At 71.9% G+C, this 19928-nt stretch carries 12 protein-coding genes and 1 pseudogene; 10 read left to right on the top strand and 3 right to left on the bottom strand.

The window, feature by feature from the left end; all coding sequences use genetic code 11:
• Nucleotides 1–37: 37 nt before the first annotated feature.
• Nucleotides 38–1354, bottom strand: coding sequence for a glutamyl-tRNA reductase (locus RF646_RS00305; RefSeq protein WP_368834899.1), 1317 nt, complete (start codon nucleotides 1352–1354; stop codon nucleotides 38–40).
• Nucleotides 1355–1488: 134 nt separating this feature from the next.
• Between RF646_RS00305 and hemE the strand changes: the two genes are divergently transcribed.
• The 8 genes from hemE (at nucleotide 1489) to hemL (ending at nucleotide 10518) form a co-directional block, all read left to right on the top strand.
• Nucleotides 1489–2658, top strand: coding sequence for a uroporphyrinogen decarboxylase (gene hemE / locus RF646_RS00300; protein ID WP_098053937.1), 1170 nt, complete (start codon nucleotides 1489–1491; stop codon nucleotides 2656–2658).
• A complete protein-coding gene (gene hemG, locus RF646_RS00295; protein ID WP_085107679.1) occupies nucleotides 2655–4142 on the top strand; it encodes a protoporphyrinogen oxidase in 1488 nt (495 codons plus the stop codon). The genes hemE and hemG overlap by 4 nt, the downstream gene beginning before the upstream one ends.
• Before the next feature lie 118 nt (nucleotides 4143–4260).
• Nucleotides 4261–4977 (top strand): hydrogen peroxide-dependent heme synthase, encoded by a 717-nt coding sequence (gene hemQ, locus RF646_RS00290; RefSeq protein ID WP_098053941.1) that lies wholly within the window; start codon nucleotides 4261–4263, stop codon nucleotides 4975–4977.
• A 1-nt stretch (nucleotide 4978) separates the two neighbouring features.
• Nucleotides 4979–6184: a ferrochelatase gene (locus RF646_RS00285; RefSeq protein WP_085107676.1), complete on the top strand. Its 1206-nt coding sequence runs from the start codon at nucleotides 4979–4981 to the stop codon at nucleotides 6182–6184.
• Entirely contained in the window at nucleotides 6181–7125 is a 945-nt protein-coding gene (gene hemC, locus RF646_RS00280; RefSeq protein ID WP_085107674.1) for a hydroxymethylbilane synthase, read from the top strand. Before RF646_RS00285 ends, hemC begins: the two co-directional genes overlap by 4 nt.
• Nucleotides 7122–8093, top strand: coding sequence for a uroporphyrinogen-III synthase (locus RF646_RS00275; RefSeq protein ID WP_368834898.1), 972 nt, complete (start codon nucleotides 7122–7124; stop codon nucleotides 8091–8093). The genes hemC and RF646_RS00275 overlap by 4 nt, the downstream gene beginning before the upstream one ends.
• Nucleotides 8094–8109: 16 nt before the next feature.
• Nucleotides 8110–9117, top strand: coding sequence for a porphobilinogen synthase (gene hemB, locus RF646_RS00270; protein ID WP_085107670.1), 1008 nt, complete (start codon nucleotides 8110–8112; stop codon nucleotides 9115–9117).
• 81 nt (nucleotides 9118–9198) lie between these two features.
• The gene (gene hemL, locus RF646_RS00265; protein ID WP_064846089.1) at nucleotides 9199–10518 is read left to right on the top strand and encodes a glutamate-1-semialdehyde 2,1-aminomutase; all 1320 of its coding nucleotides are present in this window, start codon (nucleotides 9199–9201) and stop codon (nucleotides 10516–10518) included.
• Between the two features lie 148 nt (nucleotides 10519–10666).
• Here the strand turns inward: hemL and RF646_RS00260 are convergent.
• Nucleotides 10667–11338 (bottom strand): annotated as a pseudogene (locus tag RF646_RS00260) (3'-5' exonuclease); the annotation flags it as partial.
• Nucleotides 11339–11722: 384 nt separating this feature from the next.
• Here RF646_RS00260 and RF646_RS00255 point away from each other — a divergent pair.
• On the top strand, nucleotides 11723–15268 hold the full coding sequence (locus tag RF646_RS00255; protein ID WP_368834897.1) for a PD-(D/E)XK nuclease family protein: 3546 nt from the start codon (nucleotides 11723–11725) through the stop codon (nucleotides 15266–15268).
• A complete protein-coding gene (locus RF646_RS00250; protein ID WP_368834896.1) occupies nucleotides 15265–18774 on the top strand; it encodes a UvrD-helicase domain-containing protein in 3510 nt (1169 codons plus the stop codon). Before RF646_RS00255 ends, RF646_RS00250 begins: the two co-directional genes overlap by 4 nt.
• Here RF646_RS00250 and RF646_RS00245 read toward each other — a convergent pair.
• Nucleotides 18702–19925 (bottom strand): macrolide 2'-phosphotransferase, encoded by a 1224-nt coding sequence (locus RF646_RS00245; protein ID WP_367404192.1) that lies wholly within the window; start codon nucleotides 19923–19925, stop codon nucleotides 18702–18704. The two genes, RF646_RS00250 and RF646_RS00245, sit on opposite strands and share 73 nt — an antisense overlap.
• Between the last annotated feature and the right edge of the window lie 3 nt (nucleotides 19926–19928).

Here is a 19928-nt window from a genome sequence, read left to right as displayed (position 1 = left end):
GGTCCTCCTCTGTGACGGGCCCTCGCCCGTCGTGGCTTCAACCGGCCGCGCGGGGACGCGGGGTGTCTGAGGGGGATCGTTCAGCGAGGGAATCCTGATCCGCGGGGAGGGTCTGCGGTGGCGCGACCTCCAGACCGAACAGCGCTTCCAATCCGGAAATGTATTCGTCCGCGCGGCCCTCCGCGGCGAGTTGACGGGCACGGACGGTGGGGATGTGCAGCAGTGAGCGGACCATGCGGCGCATGGCCATCTCGATCTGTTCCTCCGCGCCGGTGCAGCCGTGGTGGGCACGGACCTTCTCGAGTTCGGCGTCCAGCACGGCCATGGTGTGCTTGCGCAGCGCCACGATGGCCTGGTCCATGGTGCGGGCGTTCTGGGCCGCCGCGAAGCCCTGGGCGGCCTCGTCCACGATCTCGCGCGCCGCGCTCACGGACTCGCGGGTCTCCTCGGGTGCGGCCACGCGCACCGATTCCAGGGTGATCAGCTCCACGTCCGGCAGGTCCGCGACGGCGGGGTCGAAGTCCCGCGCGAGCGCGAGGTCGATCACGGTGCGCGGTCCGCTCGGGAAGGCGGACGCCGGCATGGGGGCGGAGCCGCCCGAGCAGCCGATCACGACGTCCGCGCGGCGCAGTGCCGCCGGCAGCTCGACCTCCGTGACGGGGGAGCCGCCGCGCTGGTCCGTGAACTGCTGGGCGCGTCCGGAACCGGAGTAGACCTCGATGTCCGCGCAGCCGCGGTCGCGCAGCGCGGCCATGGTGGCGCCGGCGTACGCGCCGGTGCCGAAGATCAGGGCGTGCCGGTCGGGCCAGCTGCCGCGGGTGATGTCGTCGGCGAGGTCCAGGGCCACGGACACGATGGAGCGTCCCCGCTCACCGAGGCCGGTGCGGGCCCCGACCTCACGTGCGGTGCGGGCGGCGGCCTCGAACAACTGCACGAGGTGACCCGAAGCGGTGCCGGACTGGCGGGCCTGGTTCAGCGCGCGGCGGACCTGTCCGGTGATCTCACGCTCGCCCACCACGGCGGACTCCAGACCGGAGACCACGGTGAACAGGTGTTGCGGGACCTCGGTGCCGTGGTAGGTGTCCATGGTCTCCAGGACGAAGCGTTCGTCCAGCCCCGCGCGCTCGGCCACGCGTTCGGCGAGCTGCTGCTGGGCCAGGGCGACGTCGCGGGTCCCGTCCCCGGGCAGCTCACCGTAGAGTTCGAGCCGGTTGCACGTGGACAGCGTGATGGCCCCCGAGAGCGCCCCCTGGGACACGGCCTCCTCGGCCACCCCGAGAGCCCCCGTGCTCAACCGTGCGACGGTGTTGAGGTCGACGGAACGGTGCGATGCGACAAGACAGAAAAGAACCACAATCCGGCCATCCTAGACGAATTCATCCTGGCTCGCTCAGCATAACCACTGGGCGCGCCCGGCGCAGAGATTGCGTTCCCGGCGGACACTACGTCATCAAAACCGGCGGGCTCCTTTGGCACAATGGGGCCATTATGGCTTCCCAGAATGATCGCACCGTAGAATCCCGCCGCGCCGAGTCCCCCCATGATCCCGCCGCGGCCACGGAGCCGGGCGGCGATCACGCGTGGGAGCAGCGCATCGCCGCGCTGCCCACCGAGCACCCGCTGCGCTCGGCGGGTGTGGCCGACTCCCCCCTGATCAGTACCCTGCGGGGGCTCCCCGCCGCGCACACGCCCGTGTGGTTCATGCGTCAGGCGGGTCGCTCGCTGCCCGAGTACCGCGCCGCCCGGGAGGGCACGGGGATGCTCGAGGCGTGCCTGACCCCGGACCTCGCCGCGGAGATCACCCTGCAGCCGGTGCGCCGGCACGGCGTGGACGCGGCCATCTTCTTCTCCGACATCGTGGTGCCCATGAAGCTCGCCTCGGTGGCCGTGGACATCGTGGCCGGGCGCGGCCCGGTGCTCGACCACCCCGTGCGCACCGCCGCGGACGTCACCGCGCTGCCCGAACTGCCGGACTCGGCGCTGGACCCGATCCGCGAGGCCGTGGCGCGCACGGTCGCCGAGCTCGGGGACACCCCGCTGATCGGTTTCGCGGGCGCGCCGTTCACGATCGCCGCATACGCCGTGGAGGGCGGGCCCTCGCGCGACCACTTGCGCCCGCGCACCATGATGCACGCGGACCCCGCGTCCTGGACCGCTCTGGCCGAGTGGGCCGCGCGCACCTCCGGAGCGTTCCTGCGCGCCCAAGTGGAAGCGGGGGCCTCGGCCGTGCAGTTGTTCGACTCGTGGGCGGGTTCCCTGTCGCTCGCCGACTACGAGGCGCACGTCCAGCGCCACTCCGCGGACGCGCTCGCCGCCGTGGCGGACCTGGGGGTACCGCGGATCCATTTCGGCACGGGTACGGGCGAGCTGTTGGCCGCCATGCGGGACGCGGGAGCGGACGCCGTGGGTGTGGATTACCGCATCCCGTTGGACGTCGCGTCGCAGCGTCTGGGTGGGCGCACCGTGGTGCAGGGCAACATCGATCCCGCGCTGCTCGCCGCCCCGCGGGAGGTGTTGCACGAGCACGCCCGCGACGTTCTGCGCCGCGGTCGCAGCGCCCCCGGTCACGTGGTCAACCTGGGCCACGGCGTGCCGCCGGAGACGGACCCGGACGTACTGAGCGAACTGGTGACCTTCATCCACAAGGAGACTCGGTGACAACTTCCCCCGGTGCCCAGCGGCGCACCGCGCCACGGCGTCCTCGCACGGCTCTCGTGGTGGGCGGCGGCGTCGCCGGGTTGACGGCCGCCCGTGACCTGGCGCGCGCCGGTCTGCGCGTGACCCTGGTCGAGGCCTCGGACCACTTCGGCGGCGCTGTGGGTGCCCACGAGGTGGCGGGACTCGTCCTGGACTCCGGCGCGGAATCCTTCGCCACACGCTCGGACGCCGTACCCGATCTGCTCGAGGAACTCGGGCTCTCCGACCGCGTGGTCACCCCCCATCCCGCGGGCTCCTGGTTGCAACTCCCTGAGGGTGCGGTGCCCGCCCCCAAGTCCGGGGTGCTCGGGATCCCCGCGGACCCCACCGCGCCGGAGCTGCGCAAGCCCCTGGGCCGGGCGGGCGTGGCCCGTGCGCGCATGGACAGGGCGCTGCCGGCCCGCGTGGGCGCGGGGGAGCGCTCCATCGGCGGTCTCGTGCGTGCCCGCATGGGCCAGCGCGTGCTGGACCGGTTGGTCACCCCGTTCGTCTCCGGGGTCTACTCGACCCACCCGGACGAACTCGACGTCGACGCCGTGGCCCCCGGTTTGCGCGCCCGCTTGCGCGAACTCGGCAGCCTGGGCGCGGCCGCGGGTGCACTGCGCACAGCGAGCCCCGCGGGTGCGAACGTGGCCGGTCTCGACGGCGGGATGAACCTGCTCAGCGAACGGCTCGTGCGGGACGCGGAGCGGTTGGGCGTCAAGCTCGTGACCCGCTACGACGTCATCGCCCTGGACCGCGACCCGCGCAGGCCCGGGTGGATGGTGATCCAGCGCCAACCAGTGAACGGGGACAAGACGGCCGTGGCCCGCGGGGAACTGCTCGTGATGGCCACGGACGGACCCACCACGGTGCGCTTGCTCGGCACGCAGGTCAGCGACGTCCAGAACTTCACGCCTCGCTCGGGGCCCCGGATCGCGCTCGCCACCCTCGTGCTGGATTGCCCCGCCCTGGACAGTGCACCCCGTGGGACCGGTCTGCTCGTGAGCGACGACGTGCGCGAGGTGCGCGCCAAGGCCCTGACCCACGCCACGGCCAAGTGGAAGTGGGTGGCTCGCGAGGCCGGGGAGCACCGCCACGTGGTGCGGTTATCCTACGGCCGGGCCACCCCGCGTGGATCGGGCCCCTCCCCGGAGGTCACGCTCGAGGACAAGCACCTCATCTCGCTCGCCCTCGGGGACGCGAGCACACTGCTGGGCGTACCGATCGAGCCGGAACAGCTCGTGGGCGCGGACGTCGTGCGGTGGCACACCGCCCTGCCGCGCACGGACGCGGGTCACAGCGCCCGCGTCACGGGGTTCCGCCGGGCGCTCAAGGACGTCCCGGACGCCGCGGCCGTGGGGGCGTGGCTGTCCGGCACGGGACTCGCGGCGGTCGTCGCGGACACCCGCCACCAGGTCAGGACCCTGCTCAAGCACCACGGGTTCGACGTGACCCCGAACTGAGGGACCGCCGCGCGCGGGACCGAGCCGTGCGACGTCGTCCGCGCAGCCCGGGCAGTGCTGCGCGGGACGAGAACCATCGAACGTGAACAGAACGAGAAGTCGAAAGGGAGCACACACGATGAGTGAGCACGCAACCGAGGCACGCCAGGACGCGGCACAGGCCGGCGGGGACACGCTGTACTGGGCCGGTTACACGGTGTTCGAGCGGACGGGTGAGCGCCCGCGGGACGCGGACTCGCAGGCCAACCGCAGCGCGTTCGACGAGCTCGTGAAGGACCTCGAGGGTCGGGGCGTCACCGTGCGCGGCGTGTACGACGTCTCCGGGATGCGCGAGAGCGCCGATCTGATGCTGTGGCTCACGGGCAAGGAACCGGACGCCCTGCAGGCCGCGATCCGGCAACTGCGTCGTCAGCCGCTGCTCGCGGGCACCCGGCAGTCCTGGAACGCCATGGGTGTGCACCGCGAGGCGGAGTTCACGTCCAACCACTCGCCCGCGTTCGCGCGCGGTGCGGAGGCTGGCGCGTGGGTGTGCGTCTACCCGTTCGTGCGCTCCTACGAGTGGTACTACATGAACCCGCAGCGCCGCGGGGAGATGCTCAAGAACCACGGCATGAAGGCCCGCGAGTACCCGCAGGTGCTCGCCAACACCATCGCGTGCTTCGGGCTCAACGACTTCGAATGGCTGCTGGCCCTGGAGGCCCCGGAGCTCGTGGACCTGGTGGACATCATGCGCCACTTCCGCAACACCGAGGCACGCCTGCACGTGCGCGAGGAGACCCCGTTCTACACGGGGCGCCGAATCACCACCCACGAGATTGCCGAGGTGCTTGACTGAGATGACTGACACCCGAGAGACCAATGCCCTGAGTGCCGAGCGCGCCAACGCGCCGCGCAGCTTCGACGCCCTGATCCTCTCCTCCTTCGGCGGGCCGGAGGGTCAGGAGGACGTGATCCCGTTCCTGCGCAACGTCACGCGCGGCCGCGGCATCCCGGACGAGCGGCTCGAGGAGGTGGCCACCCACTACCGTGCGAACGGCGGCGTGAGCCCCATCAACGCCCAGAACCGGGCGCTGCGCGATGCGCTCGAGGCCGAGCTGCGGCGTCGTGGTGTGGAGCTGCCCGTGCTGCTCGCCAACCGCAACTGGGACCCGTACGTGGCGGACGTGCTGCGCGAGTGCCACGAGCGCGGGTACCGGGACCTGCTGGTGCTCGCCACGAGCGCGTACTCCGGGTACTCCAGCTGCCGCCAGTACCGGGAGGACTACGGCGTGGGCCTGGAGAAGACGGGGCTGCAGGACGAGCTGCACGTGGAGAAGATCCGGCAGTACTACGACTCCGAGGGCTTCCTGCGCCCGTACGCCACCAAGCTGCGTGAGTCACTGGAGGCTCTGCGGCAGCGCACGGACGGTGCGCTCCGCGTGCTGTTCACGACCCACTCGGTGCCCATGACGGACGCGCACGCCGCGGGTCCCGAGCGCATGGACTTCGAGGGGGACTCCGCCTACGTGGCGCAGCACCTTGCGGCCGCGCGCTGGATCGTGGAGCAGGCGGGCGAGGAGATGAGCGGCGTGGAGTGGGAGCTCGTCTACCAGTCCCGCTCCGGGCCCCCGAGCGTGCCGTGGCTCGAACCGGATATCTGCGACGTGATCGAGGGACTGCCCGGTCAGGGCGTCACGGGCGTGGCCGTGGTGCCCCTGGGCTTCGTCTCGGACCACATGGAGGTGCTCTGGGACCTCGACACCGAGGCCCGTGACGCCGCGGCCGAGGCCGGCCTGGAGTTCGAGCGTATCCCCACCGCCGGCACCGATCCCGAGTTCGTGGCCGCGCTCGCGGACCTCGTGGAGCAGCGGCTGGGCACGCCCACCGCGCCCCCGCGGGTATCCGCGTGCGCCCAGGGCACGTGGTTCGACACGTGCGCCCCGGACTGCTGCGTGAAGGTGCTGCGCGGCCAGAGCGAACCCCGCCCCACGATCGCCCAGCGGCCCGTCGGCGAGCCGATCCCCGTGGGGCTCGACGAGAGCGGCGAGGTGATCCACCGGTGAGTGGACCCGTGTTCAGGGTGGGCACCCGAGGCTCGCAGCTGGCCATGACCCAGAGCCGGTGGGCGGCCGAGGCCGTCTCCCGTGCCGGGGGCATCGACCACGAGCTGGTCACGGTGCGCACCGAGGGGGACGTCCTCACGGGGCCGCTGTCCCAGATGGGCGGTACCGGGGTCTTCGCCACGGCGTTGCGGTCCCAGGTGCTCGACGGCGCCGTGGACCTGGCCGTGCATTCCCTCAAGGACCTGCCCACCGCGGCGGTCACGGGGCTCACCATTGCCGCGCTGCCGCAGCGTGAGGACCCGCGGGACGCCCTGTGCGCCCGTGACGGTCTGACCCTCGACGAACTGCCGGAGGGCGCGGCCGTGGGCACGGGCTCGCCGCGGCGCGTCGCGCAGTTGCGCGCGCTGCGCCCCGACCTGCGCATCGTGGACATCCGCGGCAACGTGGGCACGCGGCTCAACCGCGTGGCTCCCGGGGACCCGGGGGACCTCGACGCCGTGGTGCTCGCGGCGTCGGGCCTCAAGCGACTGGGCCTCGAGGGGCGGATCACCGAGTACCTGGATCCGCACCGGATGCTGCCGGCCCCGGGCCAGGGTGCGCTCGCGCTCGAGGTCTCGGCGGAACTCACGGCGGACTCGGGTCTCGCGACCGGTCTGGCCGCGGTGGACCACCTGCCCACGCGGCTCGCGGTCACTGCGGAGCGCTCGGTGCTGGCTCGCCTCGAGGCGGGCTGCGCCGCACCTGTGGGAACCTTCGCACGCCTCGTGGACGGTGATCTCGAACTGGATGTCGTCGTGGCGAATCCGGACGGCTCCGAGGTCATGCGCCGCACGGAGTCCGCGCGGGAACCCTCGGTCGAGGCCGCGCGGGCTCTCGGTCAGCGGGTCGCGGATGACCTGTTGGCCCACGGCGCGGACCGGTTGGCACGGTTGAGCCTGTGACCGCGGCGCGCGTGCTCATCACCCGCGACCCCGCTTCCGCGAGCGCCCTGGCGGTGCTGCTGCGGGAGCGCGGGTACGAGCCGTGCGCCTCGCCCCTGCTCGAGGCCCAGTTGCCGTCGGACGTGGAATCACTGCGGGAGCTGCTGGCCGAGGCCACCGGCCCGAGCGGTCCCACGTGGTTGTGCGTGACGTCCGCGACCACAGTGGCGGCGCTTGCCGCGGTCGCCCCGACCCCGCAGTGGGGTGCCGCGCTCGACGCCGCTCGGCGGCCCTCCGCTCGTCATCGCACCGAGGCCGGTGGACCCGCGCTGCGGGTCGCCGCGGTGGGCGAGGCGACCGTCCGCGCGCTGGGGGAGTATGGTGTGGGCGTGGATTTCGTCCCCGCGCGCGTCTCGAGCGCGGCGGGCATGCTCGCCGAGTGGCCCGAGGAGCACCCGGGTGCATCCGGGGCCCCGGTGCGGGCCCTCGTGCCGGTCTCGGCGCGCGCGTCCGACGCCCTCGTGAGCGGACTGCGAAAGCGGGGGTACGACGTCGTGCGGATCACCGCGTACGACACCGTCCCGGCCCCGGCGGACCGCCCGCTGCGCGCCCCCGGTGCCGGGACCGCAACCACACCAGAAGCCCCCGAGGAATGGGGCGCCGACGCCGCTCGGGCCGCGTGCGCGTCCGGTGAGCTGGCCGCGGTGGTGGTCACGGCGCCGTCGCGCGCGGACGCCCTGCTGGAGGGCATGACGCCCGCGGCCGCCACGGCGTGGATCGCGATCGGGGAACCGACCGCCCGCGCGCTGCGGGCCCGCGGAGTGGACCCGATGACCTCCGCGCAACCGACCCCAGCGGCCCTGGCCGACGCCGTGTCGCGGGCGCTGGGTGAGCCGGACACTTCGGCGCCGGAGCGGGACGATCACACCGAGCCCGCAACGACGACACCCGCGACGACCCGCCCCGCGACGACTCAAAGATTTCGATGATCAGGAGATGTGAACCATGACCGACCATGACGTGTCGTACGACCTCGTGTCACGGCCCCGCAGACTGCGCAGTACCCCGGCCATGCGCCGGTTCACCGCGGAGACCCGCGTGACGCCGTCCGAGCTGATCCTGCCCGTGTTCGTCAAGGAAGGACTCGACGAGCCGCAGCCCCTGGCCTCGATGCCCGGTGTGGTGCAGCACAACATGGACTCTCTCAAGCGCGCGGCCGCCGAAGCCGTGGAGCTGGGGCTGGGCGGCTTCATGTTGTTCGGGATCCCGCAGATCCGCGACGCAGAGGGCTCCGCCGCGCTGGACCCGGACGGCATCCTCAACCGCGGGATCCGTGCCGTGCGTGACGAGGTGGGGGACGACATCGTGGTCATGTCGGACCTGTGCCTGGACGAGTTCACCGATCACGGCCACTGCGGTGTGCTGGATGATCAGGGCCGCGTGGACAACGATCGCACCCTGGAGATCTACGGCCGCATGGGCCTGGCCCAGGCCGAGGCCGGCGCCCACATGCTGGGACCCTCCGGGATGATGGACGGCCAGGTGGGCGTGATCCGCGCGGCACTGGACGCTGCGGGCCGCGAGGACGTGTCGATCCTCGCCTACAGCGCCAAGTACTCGTCCGCGTTCTACGGCCCGTTCCGCGAGGCCGTGGACTCCACGCTCACGGGTGACCGCAAAACCTATCAGATGGATCCTGCGAACCGCCGGGAGGCCCTGCTGGAGCTGCAGCTGGACCTGGACGAGGGCGCGGACATGGTCATGGTCAAGCCGGCCATGAGCTATCTGGACATCCTGCGCGAGGTCGCGGACGCGTCCCCCGTGCCGGTCTCGGCGTACCAGATCTCGGGTGAGTACGCGATGATCGAGGCCGCCGCGGCGAACGGCTGGATCAACCGCGACGCCGCGATCCGCGAGTCCGTGCTGTCCATCAAGCGCGCCGGGGCCAACTCGATCCTGACCTACTACGCGACCGAGCTCGCTCGCTGGTTCCACGAGGAGAACGGCAGGTAACCCCAGAACCCCCGCGCCCGCGCCGTCGCGCGGCACGGTCCCACCGGGAGAGCCTCCCGGCGAAAGGAATGAAGTGATCTCATGAGTGTTTCGCAAGAACTGTTCGACCGCGCCCAGCGCGTCATGCCCGGGGGCGTCAACTCGCCCGTGCGCGCGTTCAACTCCGTGGGCGGTACCCCGCCGTTCATCGCCGCGGCCAAGGGCCCGTACCTCACGGACGTGGACGGGCGCGAGTACGTGGACCTGGTGTGCTCGTGGGGCCCCGCGCTGATCGGTCACGCGCATCCCGTGGTAACAGAGGCCGTCCACGAGGCCGTGGAGCGCGGTCTCGGTTTCGGCGCCACCACGCGCGGTGAGACCGAACTCGCCGAGCTCGTGGTGGACCGCGTGGCCCCGCTCGAGGAAATCCGCATGGTCTCCACGGGCACCGAGGCCACCATGACGGCGCTGCGCCTGGCCCGCGGGTTCACGGGCCGCGACCTGGTGGTCAAGTTCGCCGGGTGCTACCACGGTCACGTGGATTCGCTCCTGTCGGAGGCCGGTTCCGGTGTCGCGACCCTGGCCCTGCCGGGTTCCGCGGGAGTCACCGAGGCCACCGCCGCCCAGACGCTCGTGGTGGCCTACAACGACGTCGCGGCGCTCGAGACCGTCTTCGCCGAGCACCCCGGTGAGATCGCCGCGGTGATCACCGAGGCCGCTCCGTGCAACATGGGCGTGGTCACCCCGGAGAACGACTTCAACGAGCACATCCGTCGGATCACCCGGGACAACGGCGCCCTGATGATTCTGGACGAGGTGCTCACGGGCTTCCGCGTCCACGAGGCCGGGTACTGGGGGCTCAGCAACCAGAACGGCGAGGACTGGGTCCCGGACCTGTTCACGTTCGGCAAGGTCATCGGCGGGGGACTGCCCACCGCCGCACTGGGCGGGCGCCGCGAGATCATGGAGTACCTGGCCCCCATGGGCCCGGTGTACCAGGCGGGCACGCTGTCCGGGAACCCCGTGGCTATGGCCGCGGGGATCGCGACGCTCAAGTGCGCGGACCGGATCGCGTATCAGACCATCGACCGCCGTTCCGAGCAGCTGCAGGCGGGGGTGCACGAGGCCCTCGATGCCGCCGGGGTCGATCACTCGATCCAGGTGGCCGGCAACCTGTTCTCGGTGGCCTTCGGGACCGGTGCCCGCGGGGTGCACGACTACGCGGACGCCAAGGCTCAGGAGAGCTTCCGGTACACGCCGTTCTTCCACTCCATGCTGGATGCCGGGGTCTACCTCCCGCCCTCGGTCTTCGAGGCGTGGTTCCTCTCCGCGGCGCACGACGATTCGGCCATGGACCGGATCCTCTCGGCCCTTCCCGCCGCGGCTCGTGCGGCAGCGGAGGCTCGACCCGCCGAAGGCTGATCCGCTCCGCCTTTTCTGTACGCCTTTTCCTGTACGACGACGGCGCGGCGCCGCCCGGGTGGTTCCCGGCGGTGCCGCGCCGTCGTCGTTGCGCAGTGCGACGGCCGCGGTCGTGCGCGTGACGGTCGCTGTAGCGGTGCGGGTGGGGTCAGGGGTGCGGGTGGACGGGCCACGTGCCGTCCACCACGGCCTCGGGATCTCGGCGCCGGAAGTACTCCTGCAACGACGCCGCTTGCTCGGCTGCCCAGCCGATCTGCAGTTCGTGCAGCTCTTCCGCGGGTCGTTCAAGCTCTGCGAACCGTTCGACCAGGGCGGTGGCGAGCCGCTCGGTGGCCAGCGCGTCCGCCGCGGAGGTGTGTGCGGCATCCAGGACCACGCCGTACTCCTCGCACAGTGCGCCCAGCGTCCGCTTGCCGCGGCGGTAGCGGTGCACCTGCTTGTTGAGCACGAACGGGTCCAGCACGGGCATCGGGGCCGGGGCGGGCAGACCGTGGCGCTCGCTCTCTCTCGCGAGGACCGTGAGGTCGTAGGCGGCGTTGAATGCGAGCACCGGGATCCCCGCGCGCCACAGCCCGCTCAGCACGTCGTGCAGTCGCGCGGTGACCTCCGCGGCGGGGCGGCCCTCGGCGCGGGCCCGTTCGGTCGTGACGCCGTGGACCGCGGCGGCCTCCGCGGGGATCTCGATCCCGGGATCGGCGAGCCACTCCCATTCCCGCGTCACGGTCCCAGTGGCGTCCACGAGGACCACCGACGCCGTCACGATCCTCGCCTCCTGCGGATCCCGCCCCGTGGTCTCGAGGTCGAACGCCGCGCGCTCGCCGGCGGTCCACGACGGCGCGGCGCCGACCTCCCTGCGAGCCGCCCCGTGGGGGACGGTTGCTGCGGTCGCCGCGGGCTCGACGGCGTCGTCGCCGGCGCTCTGTGCTACTTCGGACGCGCGGTCGCGTGAGGGCGCGGAGCGGGTGCCGGCAGCGTTGTCCCGCGTGAGTTCAGGCGCGGGCTCGAGCGCGGCGTCGAACAGCGTGGGCTGCTCGGGCTGCGGCGCGGCGGGTTCCTCGGGGTCCGCCGCGGGTGGCGGGGGCGGCACGTCGAAGAGTGCGGGCTGTTCGGTGTCACCTGTGTCGTGCGGGGAAGCCATGCGACCACGGTACCGGTCGGTGCGCGGGCCGTTATGCGTGTCGGATGACCGTGATGTGATCACCCCATGCGAACGCAGCGTGAACCGTCCTGGCGCGTCCTCCCGCCCCGCGGCGTCGAATCCGGCGGGGCGGACCCGGAGCTGGACCCCGCGCAACGCACCGTCGTGGAGCTACCGGCCGACCACGGGCCGGTCCTCGTGCTGGGAGCGCCCGGGACGGGGCGCAGCACGGTGACCGTGGAGGGTGCGGTGCGACGGATCGTCGAGGGAGCCGATCCGCAGCGCCTGCTCGTGCTCGCGCCATCGCGTGAACTGGCGGCCACGCTGCGGGACGAGATCAGCCGCCGTGCGCGCGCGACCATCAGCACGCCGCTCGTACGCGCGTGGCAGGCGTACGCGTTCGACGTCCTGCGCCGCGCACAGGCCCAGGACCTGTTGCCCGGGGTCACCACCACACCGGTGTTGTTGTCCGGGCCGGAACAGGACGCGTTCCTTGCGGAGATGATGCGCGGGCACGCTGCCGGGTACGGCAGCCCCGTGGTGTGGCCCGCGGAACTCGATCAGGCGCTCGGCACGCGCGGCTTCCGCGGCGAATTGCGCGAGCTGTTCGACCGCATGAACGAATACCGCCTGGCGCCCGACGTCCTGGCGCGCTGGGCGCAACCCCTCGGTCGCCCCGAGTGGCGCAGCGCGGCGGCGTTCCGCGCCGAGTACCAGCAGATCCGCGCCCTGCGCATGCCCAACGCCTTCGACCCGTCCGAGCTCGTGGACCGCGCGGCCCGCGTCCTCGAGGAGAATCCGGATTTCCTCGCCCGGGAACAGGACCGGTTGGACGTCGTGCTCGTGGACGACCTCCAGGACGCCACCCCGTCCGCCCACCGGCTCATCGGGGTGCTCACCCGGGGCCGGGACGCCGTGTTCACCGCCAATCCGGACACCACCGTCCAGGGGTTCCGCGGCGCCCGCCCGGACCTGTTGCGCACGCTCGAGGACCGGGTGGGCACCCCCGCTCGGCCACTGCAGCGCTTACAGCTAGGCACGAGTCACCGCATGCCGCTGCGGGTCAACGAGGCGTGGCAGCGCGTGGCGCGGGCCATCTCGGTCGTGCCGGGGGCCCGGGTCCAGCGGGCTCCCGAGCAACCCCGTGCGACCGAGCACATCGCCTCCCAGGCAACCGATGCCGACACAGCCGACGCCCTCCATGCCGCCGACGACGCCCACCCTGCCGACGACGCCGCAGCGCCGGGTTCGGTGCGCGCGACGCTCTTCGATTCGCCCACGGCCCAGGCGCGCTGGTGCGCGGACCACTTCTTGCGTTTGCATGTTTTGCACGGTGTGCCCTACCGGGACATGGCGGTGATCGTGCGCAGCGGTTCCCAATTGTCGGCGCTGACCCGGCAGCTGTCGGCGCTGGGCGTGCCCACGACCACGTCCGCCGCCGAGACCCCCTTGCGGGAGGAACCCGCGGTGATCCCGCTGCTGCATGCCCTGCGCTTGTTGCTCGCGGCGCAGGATGCGGTCGCGGAACCGGACGGAGCACTTGATCAGGAAGCACAGGAGGCCGGCCCGGGCCGGGGTGGGCAACCGGGCGACGATCCCGAGTCCGCTTCCGGAACGTCGATGGAAGGCTCGGAGGCCGAGGACGCGGACCGTGAGCGGGCCGCCCACCGATCCATGCTCACGGCCAGTGCCGCGGTGGCCCTGTTGACGTCGCGGATCGGCGGGGCGTCCCCCATGGAGGTGCGCCGGATCCGCCAGAAACTGCGCGGTTACGAGCTGCGTACCGGTGGTGGACGCACGAGCGACGACCTCCTCGTCCAGGCGCTCGCGGACGGTGTGTTGCTCGAGCTCGCGGAGGTGCACTCGGATTCCGCGGCGCGCGTCGCTGACATGCTCCAGGCCGGTCAGGAGGCGCTGGACGAGCCCGGCGCCACCGCTGAATCCGTGTTGTGGGCCCTGTGGGACGCGTCCGGGGTCGCACCGCGCTGGCGGCGTCGTGCCCTGGCCGGGGGAGCGGAGGCCGTGCGGGCGGACCGGGACCTGGACGCCGTCGTCGGACTGTTCGAGGCCGCCGAGCGGTTCGTGGACCAGGTCCCGGGCGCCACGGCACGGGCGTTCATGGACTACATGGACCACCAGGAGTTGCCCATGGACACCCTGGCGGCCCGAGCACCGGCGGAGGACAACGTCTCGGTGATGACCCCCGCGGGGTCGGCGGGTCGGCAGTGGGCGCACGTGGTCGTCGCCGGGGTGCAACAGGGGGTGTGGCCCAACACCGCCCTGCGCGGTCAGTTGCTGGGAACGGACGTGCTCACCGACGCCCTGGACCACGGGCCGGAACAGGCCACACGGTTGAGCGCGGTGGACCGGTTGCGGCAGGTGCGCTTCGACGAACTGCGGCAGTTCGCCACGGCCGTCTCCCGCGCCACGGCCGGCCTCACGGTCACCGCGGTGGCCAGCCAGGACGAGCAACCGTCCGAGTTCGTGGACCTCGTGGCCGGCGGGAGCCGCGACGATCCCGGCATCTCCGTCGAGGAACTGAGCGCACCCGAACCCCTCACGTTGCGCCAGCTCACGGGTGCGCTGCGCCGCACCGTGCAGCAACCGGACGCGGCCGCCCACGAACGAGAGGCCGCCGCGCGTCTGCTGCATGATTTCGCCGCCCTCGCAGAGCCCGTGCCGGGTGCCGCACCCGAGCAGTGGTGGGGCCGCAACGCTTTGTCCACCGAGGACGCGCTGTTCGCACCGGACGAGGCGGTACGCGTCTCCCCGTCCACGATCGAGACGATCCACCGCAGCCCGCTCGACTGGTTCGTGAGCGAGGCCCATGCCACCGAGGTGACCGATCTGCGGCGCAGCCTGGGAACGCTCGTGCACGACATCGCCGAGCGACTCCCGGACGCCGACAGCATCGAGTTGATCGCGCACCTGCGTCGCCGCTGGCCCTCCCTGGGCATGCCCCACGGCTGGACGGGGGAGCAGGAGCTCGAACGCGCGGAGAAGATGTTGCGTAAGTTCGCGCAGTACTCGCGGGAGATGCGCTCCGAGCACGGGCGCGAGCTCGTCTCGGTGGAGGGCAGTTTCGAGGTCCTGGTGCGCAGCGAGGCCCGGGACGCCCTGCTGACCGGGCGCGTGGACCGGCTGGAGGTGGACGCCCACGGGCGCCACGTCGTCGTGGATCTCAAGACCGGCAAACACCAGCCGACCAAGAAGGACATCCCCGAGCACCCGCAGCTGGGCGCGTATCAGGTGGCCTTGCAGGCCGGCGCCGGGCGGGCCATGCAGGAGGCCTCCCGCACCGAGGATCTGCATGAAACCCGACGTCCGGAGCGCATCGAGCTGCCCGAGGGCGCCGTGTCCGCCCAACCAGGGGGAGCGCTGCTCGTCCAGCTCGGCGGCCCCGCGGCGTCGCCCGGTGTGCAACTCCAGGACCCCCTGGACGAGGAACACCGCTGGGCGCGGGACCTCATCACGCAAGCGGCCCTCCTCGTGGCGGGCACGCGATTCGAAGCGCGGCACACCGCGGATCAGGAGGCCGGGTTCGGGATCCGGTGCTCCGTCCCGTGGCTGTGTCCGCTGTGCGCCCAGGGAAGGCAGGTCACAGAGAAATGACCCAGCAGGATTCCGCCCCCCAGCCCCGCTCACCGCAGGACGTCCGGTACTCCCCGTACGAGATCGCGGAGGCGCTCGGGGACTTCCCGCCCACCGAGCAACAGGCCGCGGTGATCGCGTCCCCGTTGACCCCACGACTGGTCGTGGCGGGCGCGGGCTCGGGTAAGACGACCACCATGTCCGATCGCGTCGCGTGGCTTGTGGCCAACGGGCTGGCCCGCCCGGACGAGATCCTCGGGGTCACCTTCACGCGCAAGGCCGCGGGCGAACTGTCCCAGCGGATCAACCAGAAGCTGCGGAACCTGCGCCGCGCGGGACTCATCGACGAGCCCGAGGACGACGACGCCCCGGCCGCGGCGCAGGAGCCCACGGTCAGCACGTACCACTCCTACGCGAACTCGCTCGTACGCAGTTACGGGCTTCGGCTGGGCGTGGAATCGGACACCGTCCTGCTCGGTCAGGCCCAGGCCTGGCAACTCGCACACGACCTCGTGCAGAGCTGGGACGGCCCGTTGCCGGCGACCGTGCCCGCCGCATCCACGCTCACCACGGGTCTCATGCAGTTGGCGTCCGAGGCCTCGGAGCACCTCGTGGAACCGCGCCGGATCCACGAGTTCGTGGGCCGGCTGCGTGCGATGTGCCTGGACACCCCTCCGGACGGGCGGAAGAAGTCCCCGGGGCGCAAGGTGCAGGACGCCGTGCGCCGGATGGAGCAGACCGAGGTTCTCGCGCAGCTCGTGGAGCGCTTCCGCGCGGCCAAGCGCGTGGACTCGGCGCTCGACTACGGCGATCTGCTGGCACTCGCGGCACGGATCGTGCGGATGGACCCCCACGCGCGCACGGTCGAGCGGGAACGCTTCTCGGTGGTCCTGCTGGACGAGTTCCAGGACACGTCCCACGCCCAGTTGGCCCTGTTCTCGGGATTGTTCGGGGAGGGGCACTGCGTCATGGCCGTGGGCGATCCCCAGCAGTCCATCTACGGCTTCCGGGGGGCGTCCTCCGGCCAGCTGTTCAGTTTCGTGGAGAACTTTCCGGTCCGGGGGTCCTCGGACGTGGAGCCGTCCCGGTTCGCGGACACGAGTTTCCTCACCACGGCGTGGCGCAACAGCCTCGCGGTCCTCGAGGTGGCGAACGCCGTGGCCGAGCCGCTGCGCACCCCGCCCGCGTGGAGCCGTTCCGCGGCCACGGTCGAGGTCCCGCCGCTGGACCCGGCGCCGGGTGCGGTGCGCGGTCGTGTGCGGGTGAGCCGCTACTTCACGGACACCGAGGAGGCCCAGGCCGTGGCCGCGTCGATCCACGACCAGCGGGCCGTGCATCAGGGCCAGGCCCCGGACGAGATGCCCACCATGGCCGTGCTGTGCCGCAAACGCGCGCAGTTCGAACCCCTGCGCCTGGAACTCGAAGCCCGGGACATCCCCTACGAAGTGGTCGGGCTGGGTGGGCTGTTGCACACCCCGGAGGTCGCCGACGTCGTCGCGATGCTCCACGTCCTCACCGATCCGGGCCGCTCGGACGCCCTCGCCCGATTGCTCGCCGGTGCCAGGTGGCGGCTGGGTGCACGCGACCTCGCGGCACTCGGCGACTGGGCCGTGGCCCTCGAGCGCGGCCACGAGCGGGCCGCGCGCGGCGAGGATCCGGAGCCCGCCGACGACGCGGCCACCACCGGCGAGAATACCGAGGAGCCCGTGGTCATGGCGGACATCGTGGACCGCGCGAGCCTGATCGAGGCGCTCGAGACACTGCCCCCCGAGGGCTGGGTCTCCTCGCGCGGTCGCGGGATCAGTGCCGAGGGCGTGCGCCGGTTGCGCGCATTGCGCCGGGACGTGCGAGACCTGCGCAGTGTGCTCGGGGACGAGCTGACCACCGTGATCCACGAGGTCGAGACCGTGCTGGGCCTCGATATCGAACTCGCCGCGCTGCCCGGGGAGGATCCCGTGCACGCGCGGCGCAACCTGGACGGCTTCCACGACCAGGCGGTCCAGTTCACGGCCACGACCCGCACGCACGACGTCGCCGCGTTCCTGGACTGGCTCGAGGCCGCGTCCCACGAAGAGAACGGCCTGGAACTTCCGCCCGCGCACACGCGCCGGGACGCCGTACAACTGCTCACGGTCCACGCCTCCAAGGGCCTCGAGTGGGACCACGTCTACGTCCCCGGGCTCAACAAGAACGACTTCCCCTCCAAGAAGTCCTCCGCGTGGACCCTGGAAGCGGCCAAGCTGCCGTGGCCGTTACGTGGCGACGCCGCTCAGTTGCCCCAGTGGGATGCGCGCGTCTCGGACGTGCGCGAACTCGAGAGTTCTTACGAGGAGTTCGCGGAGGACGTCGAACAGTACGACCTCGCCGAGGAACGTCGGTTGGCCTATGTCGCGTTCACGCGCGCCAAGTCCCTGCTCGAACTCTCCGGCAGCGTGTTCCGGGGCACCGCCCAGGAGGTCAAGGAGGCCTCACCGTTTTTGCTCGAAGCGCGGGAGTTGGTCGAGGGATCGAGCCCCGGTTTCGAGGCGGGTCCGTGGGTCGAGCCGGGACCGGATGCCACCAACCCGCAGCGGGACACCCGGGTCAGCGCGCTGTGGCCGTACGACCCCGTGGAGGGACCGGAACTCGTGCGCACCGAACGCTCCGCGGACGGCGAGCACATGGAAACCGTGATCGCTCCGGCACACCGGGGCCGCCGAGAGGTCATGGAACTCGCTGCCCGCGCCGTGGCCGAGCGCGGTTTCCCGGACACCCGCGAGCTCACGGACGAGGAGTTGGCACAGGGGCCCTCCGGTGACGTGGTCACGCGGTGGCGGCGCGAGGCCGAACTGTTGCTGGGTCGCCGCGCGGCGTCCGAGGAGGACCGCAGCGTGCACATGCCCTCCCACGTCTCGGCGTCCGCGCTCGTGGCCATGGACACCGATCCCGAGGGGTTCATCAGCAATCTGCGCCGACCCATGCCACGCAAACCGGGCTCCGCGGCCCGGGCGGGCACGGCGTTCCACACGTGGGTTGAGAATTTCTTCGGGGACTCCGCGATTTTCGACGCGGACGAACTGCCCGGTTCCGACGACTACGTGGACGAGGACCTGGACCTGCCCCGGCTCGCCGAGACCTTCCGGAACAGCCCGTGGGCGTCTCTGGAGCCCTACGCGATCGAACTGCCCGTGGAGACCCCGGTGGGGTCGCTCACGGTGCGCGGTCGGATCGATGCCGTGTTCCGCACCGCGGACGGCTGGGAACTCGTGGACTGGAAAACAGGGCGAATCCCGCACGGTCGGGAGCTCAAGCGCAAGTCCGGGCAGCTCGCGCTGTACCGGTTGGCGTTCGCGCGGTTGCACGAGGTCCCGGTGGAGCTTGTGTCGGCGGCGTTCTACTACGTGGCCGCGGACCTGGTAGTGCGTCCCCACGACCTCGCGGACGAGACGGAACTCGAGGCCGTGGTGAGCTCGCTCTACGAGGTGGGCGTGACGGATCCGGACGCCGCGGAGGAACCGCCGGTGGAGGAGCCGCCCTCGCCGGAGTGATGGTCGGGGGACAAGCCGTCGTCGCTGGGGTGACCGTCCGGGGCGGAGTCGCCGTCGAGGGCGCGGCCGTCGGAGTCAGTGCGGTCCACCGAGTCGACGTCGGAGTCGCCGGCCCGATCCGCACCGGACGCGGCGGCCGACGCGGTCGAGGCGGGCGGCGGACCGGCCACCCCCGGGGACGGCGACGCGCTGGCCCGCACGTCCGCCGCGAGGGTCGTGAGCATCCGCTGGGCGTTGTCCACCATGGACGTGATGCCCCGGTCCACACCGCGCACGAGCCATTCCGCGAGCGCGAACTCGGCCTTGAGGTGCGCGCGGCGCAACAGATGGCGGTCCGGGGGTTGGACGGCCGCCACGGAGTAGGCCTCTATCACGGTGTCCGCGAACGCAGGGTCGGACATGCCCACGAGCCATGAGAAGTCCACGGCGGGATCGCCCACGTGCAGATCGCTCCACCCCGTGAAGGACGCGAGTGAACCGTGGTCCACGGTGATGTTGTCCTCGTGTAGGTCCCCGTGCACCACGCGCGTGGAGAACTGCCACAGCGTGGTGTCCTCGAGGGCCTCCTCCCACCGGCGCAATAGGTCCCCGGGGATCAGCCCCGTGGTCGCGGCCTGATCGAGATCGTGGAGCATGCGCTTGCGGCACTGTTCGGCGCTGTAGGCGGGCAGGTCCGCGTCCATCACGAGCGCACGGGGCAGAGAATGAAGGCACCCGAGCGAACGGCCCAGTTGCACGGCCAGGGGGGCGCGCGGCGTCGCACTCGGGGAGGGCGTGTGCACGGGAGGTTCGGGATGTTCGTTCTGCCGCTGGAACTCCCGCAGGCTGAGCGTGTGACCCGGCAGGTGCGAGTAGACAAAAGTGCGCAACCCGTCCTGCGCCACGGAGCCCGCCACCGTGGGCAGGTGGAACGGCAACCGCGAGCGCACGGACGGGGTGAACGCCTGCAACACCAGGTGCTCGGTCTCCAGGCGCATGCTCGCTTCGGTGTTCAGGGGACTGCGGACGCGCCAGCGGCGACCCTCGGAGTCCTGGACCACGCACGAGCGGAAATCCGCGGCGTCGTCGGGAGAAGGACCGGTGGCCACAGGGGCCACCCCGGGCACGGCCGCGGCCGCGACGGCGGCCAGCAATTCGGGGGTCGTTCTCACCTC

It is taken from the genome of Kocuria sp. CPCC 205261 (assembly GCF_040981025.1).
GTDB classification, from domain to species: domain Bacteria; phylum Actinomycetota; class Actinomycetes; order Actinomycetales; family Micrococcaceae; genus Kocuria; species Kocuria marina.
This window is presented reverse-complemented; position numbering and strand designations above follow the sequence as displayed.

What these genes read in the sequence shown, in the direction of transcription:
- hemE (WP_098053937.1), top strand. Translation starts at nt 1,489, where the DNA reads ATGGCTTCCCAGAATGATCGCACCGTAGAATCCCGCCGCGCCGAGTCC.
- hemQ (WP_098053941.1), top strand. Translation starts at nt 4,261, where the DNA reads ATGAGTGAGCACGCAACCGAGGCACGCCAGGACGCGGCACAGGCCGGC.
- RF646_RS00285 (WP_085107676.1), top strand. Translation starts at nt 4,979, where the DNA reads ATGACTGACACCCGAGAGACCAATGCCCTGAGTGCCGAGCGCGCCAAC.
- hemB (WP_085107670.1), top strand. Translation starts at nt 8,110, where the DNA reads ATGACCGACCATGACGTGTCGTACGACCTCGTGTCACGGCCCCGCAGA.
- hemL (WP_064846089.1), top strand. Translation starts at nt 9,199, where the DNA reads ATGAGTGTTTCGCAAGAACTGTTCGACCGCGCCCAGCGCGTCATGCCC.
- RF646_RS00255 (WP_368834897.1), top strand. Translation starts at nt 11,723, where the DNA reads ATGCGAACGCAGCGTGAACCGTCCTGGCGCGTCCTCCCGCCCCGCGGC.
- RF646_RS00250 (WP_368834896.1), top strand. Translation starts at nt 15,265, where the DNA reads ATGACCCAGCAGGATTCCGCCCCCCAGCCCCGCTCACCGCAGGACGTC.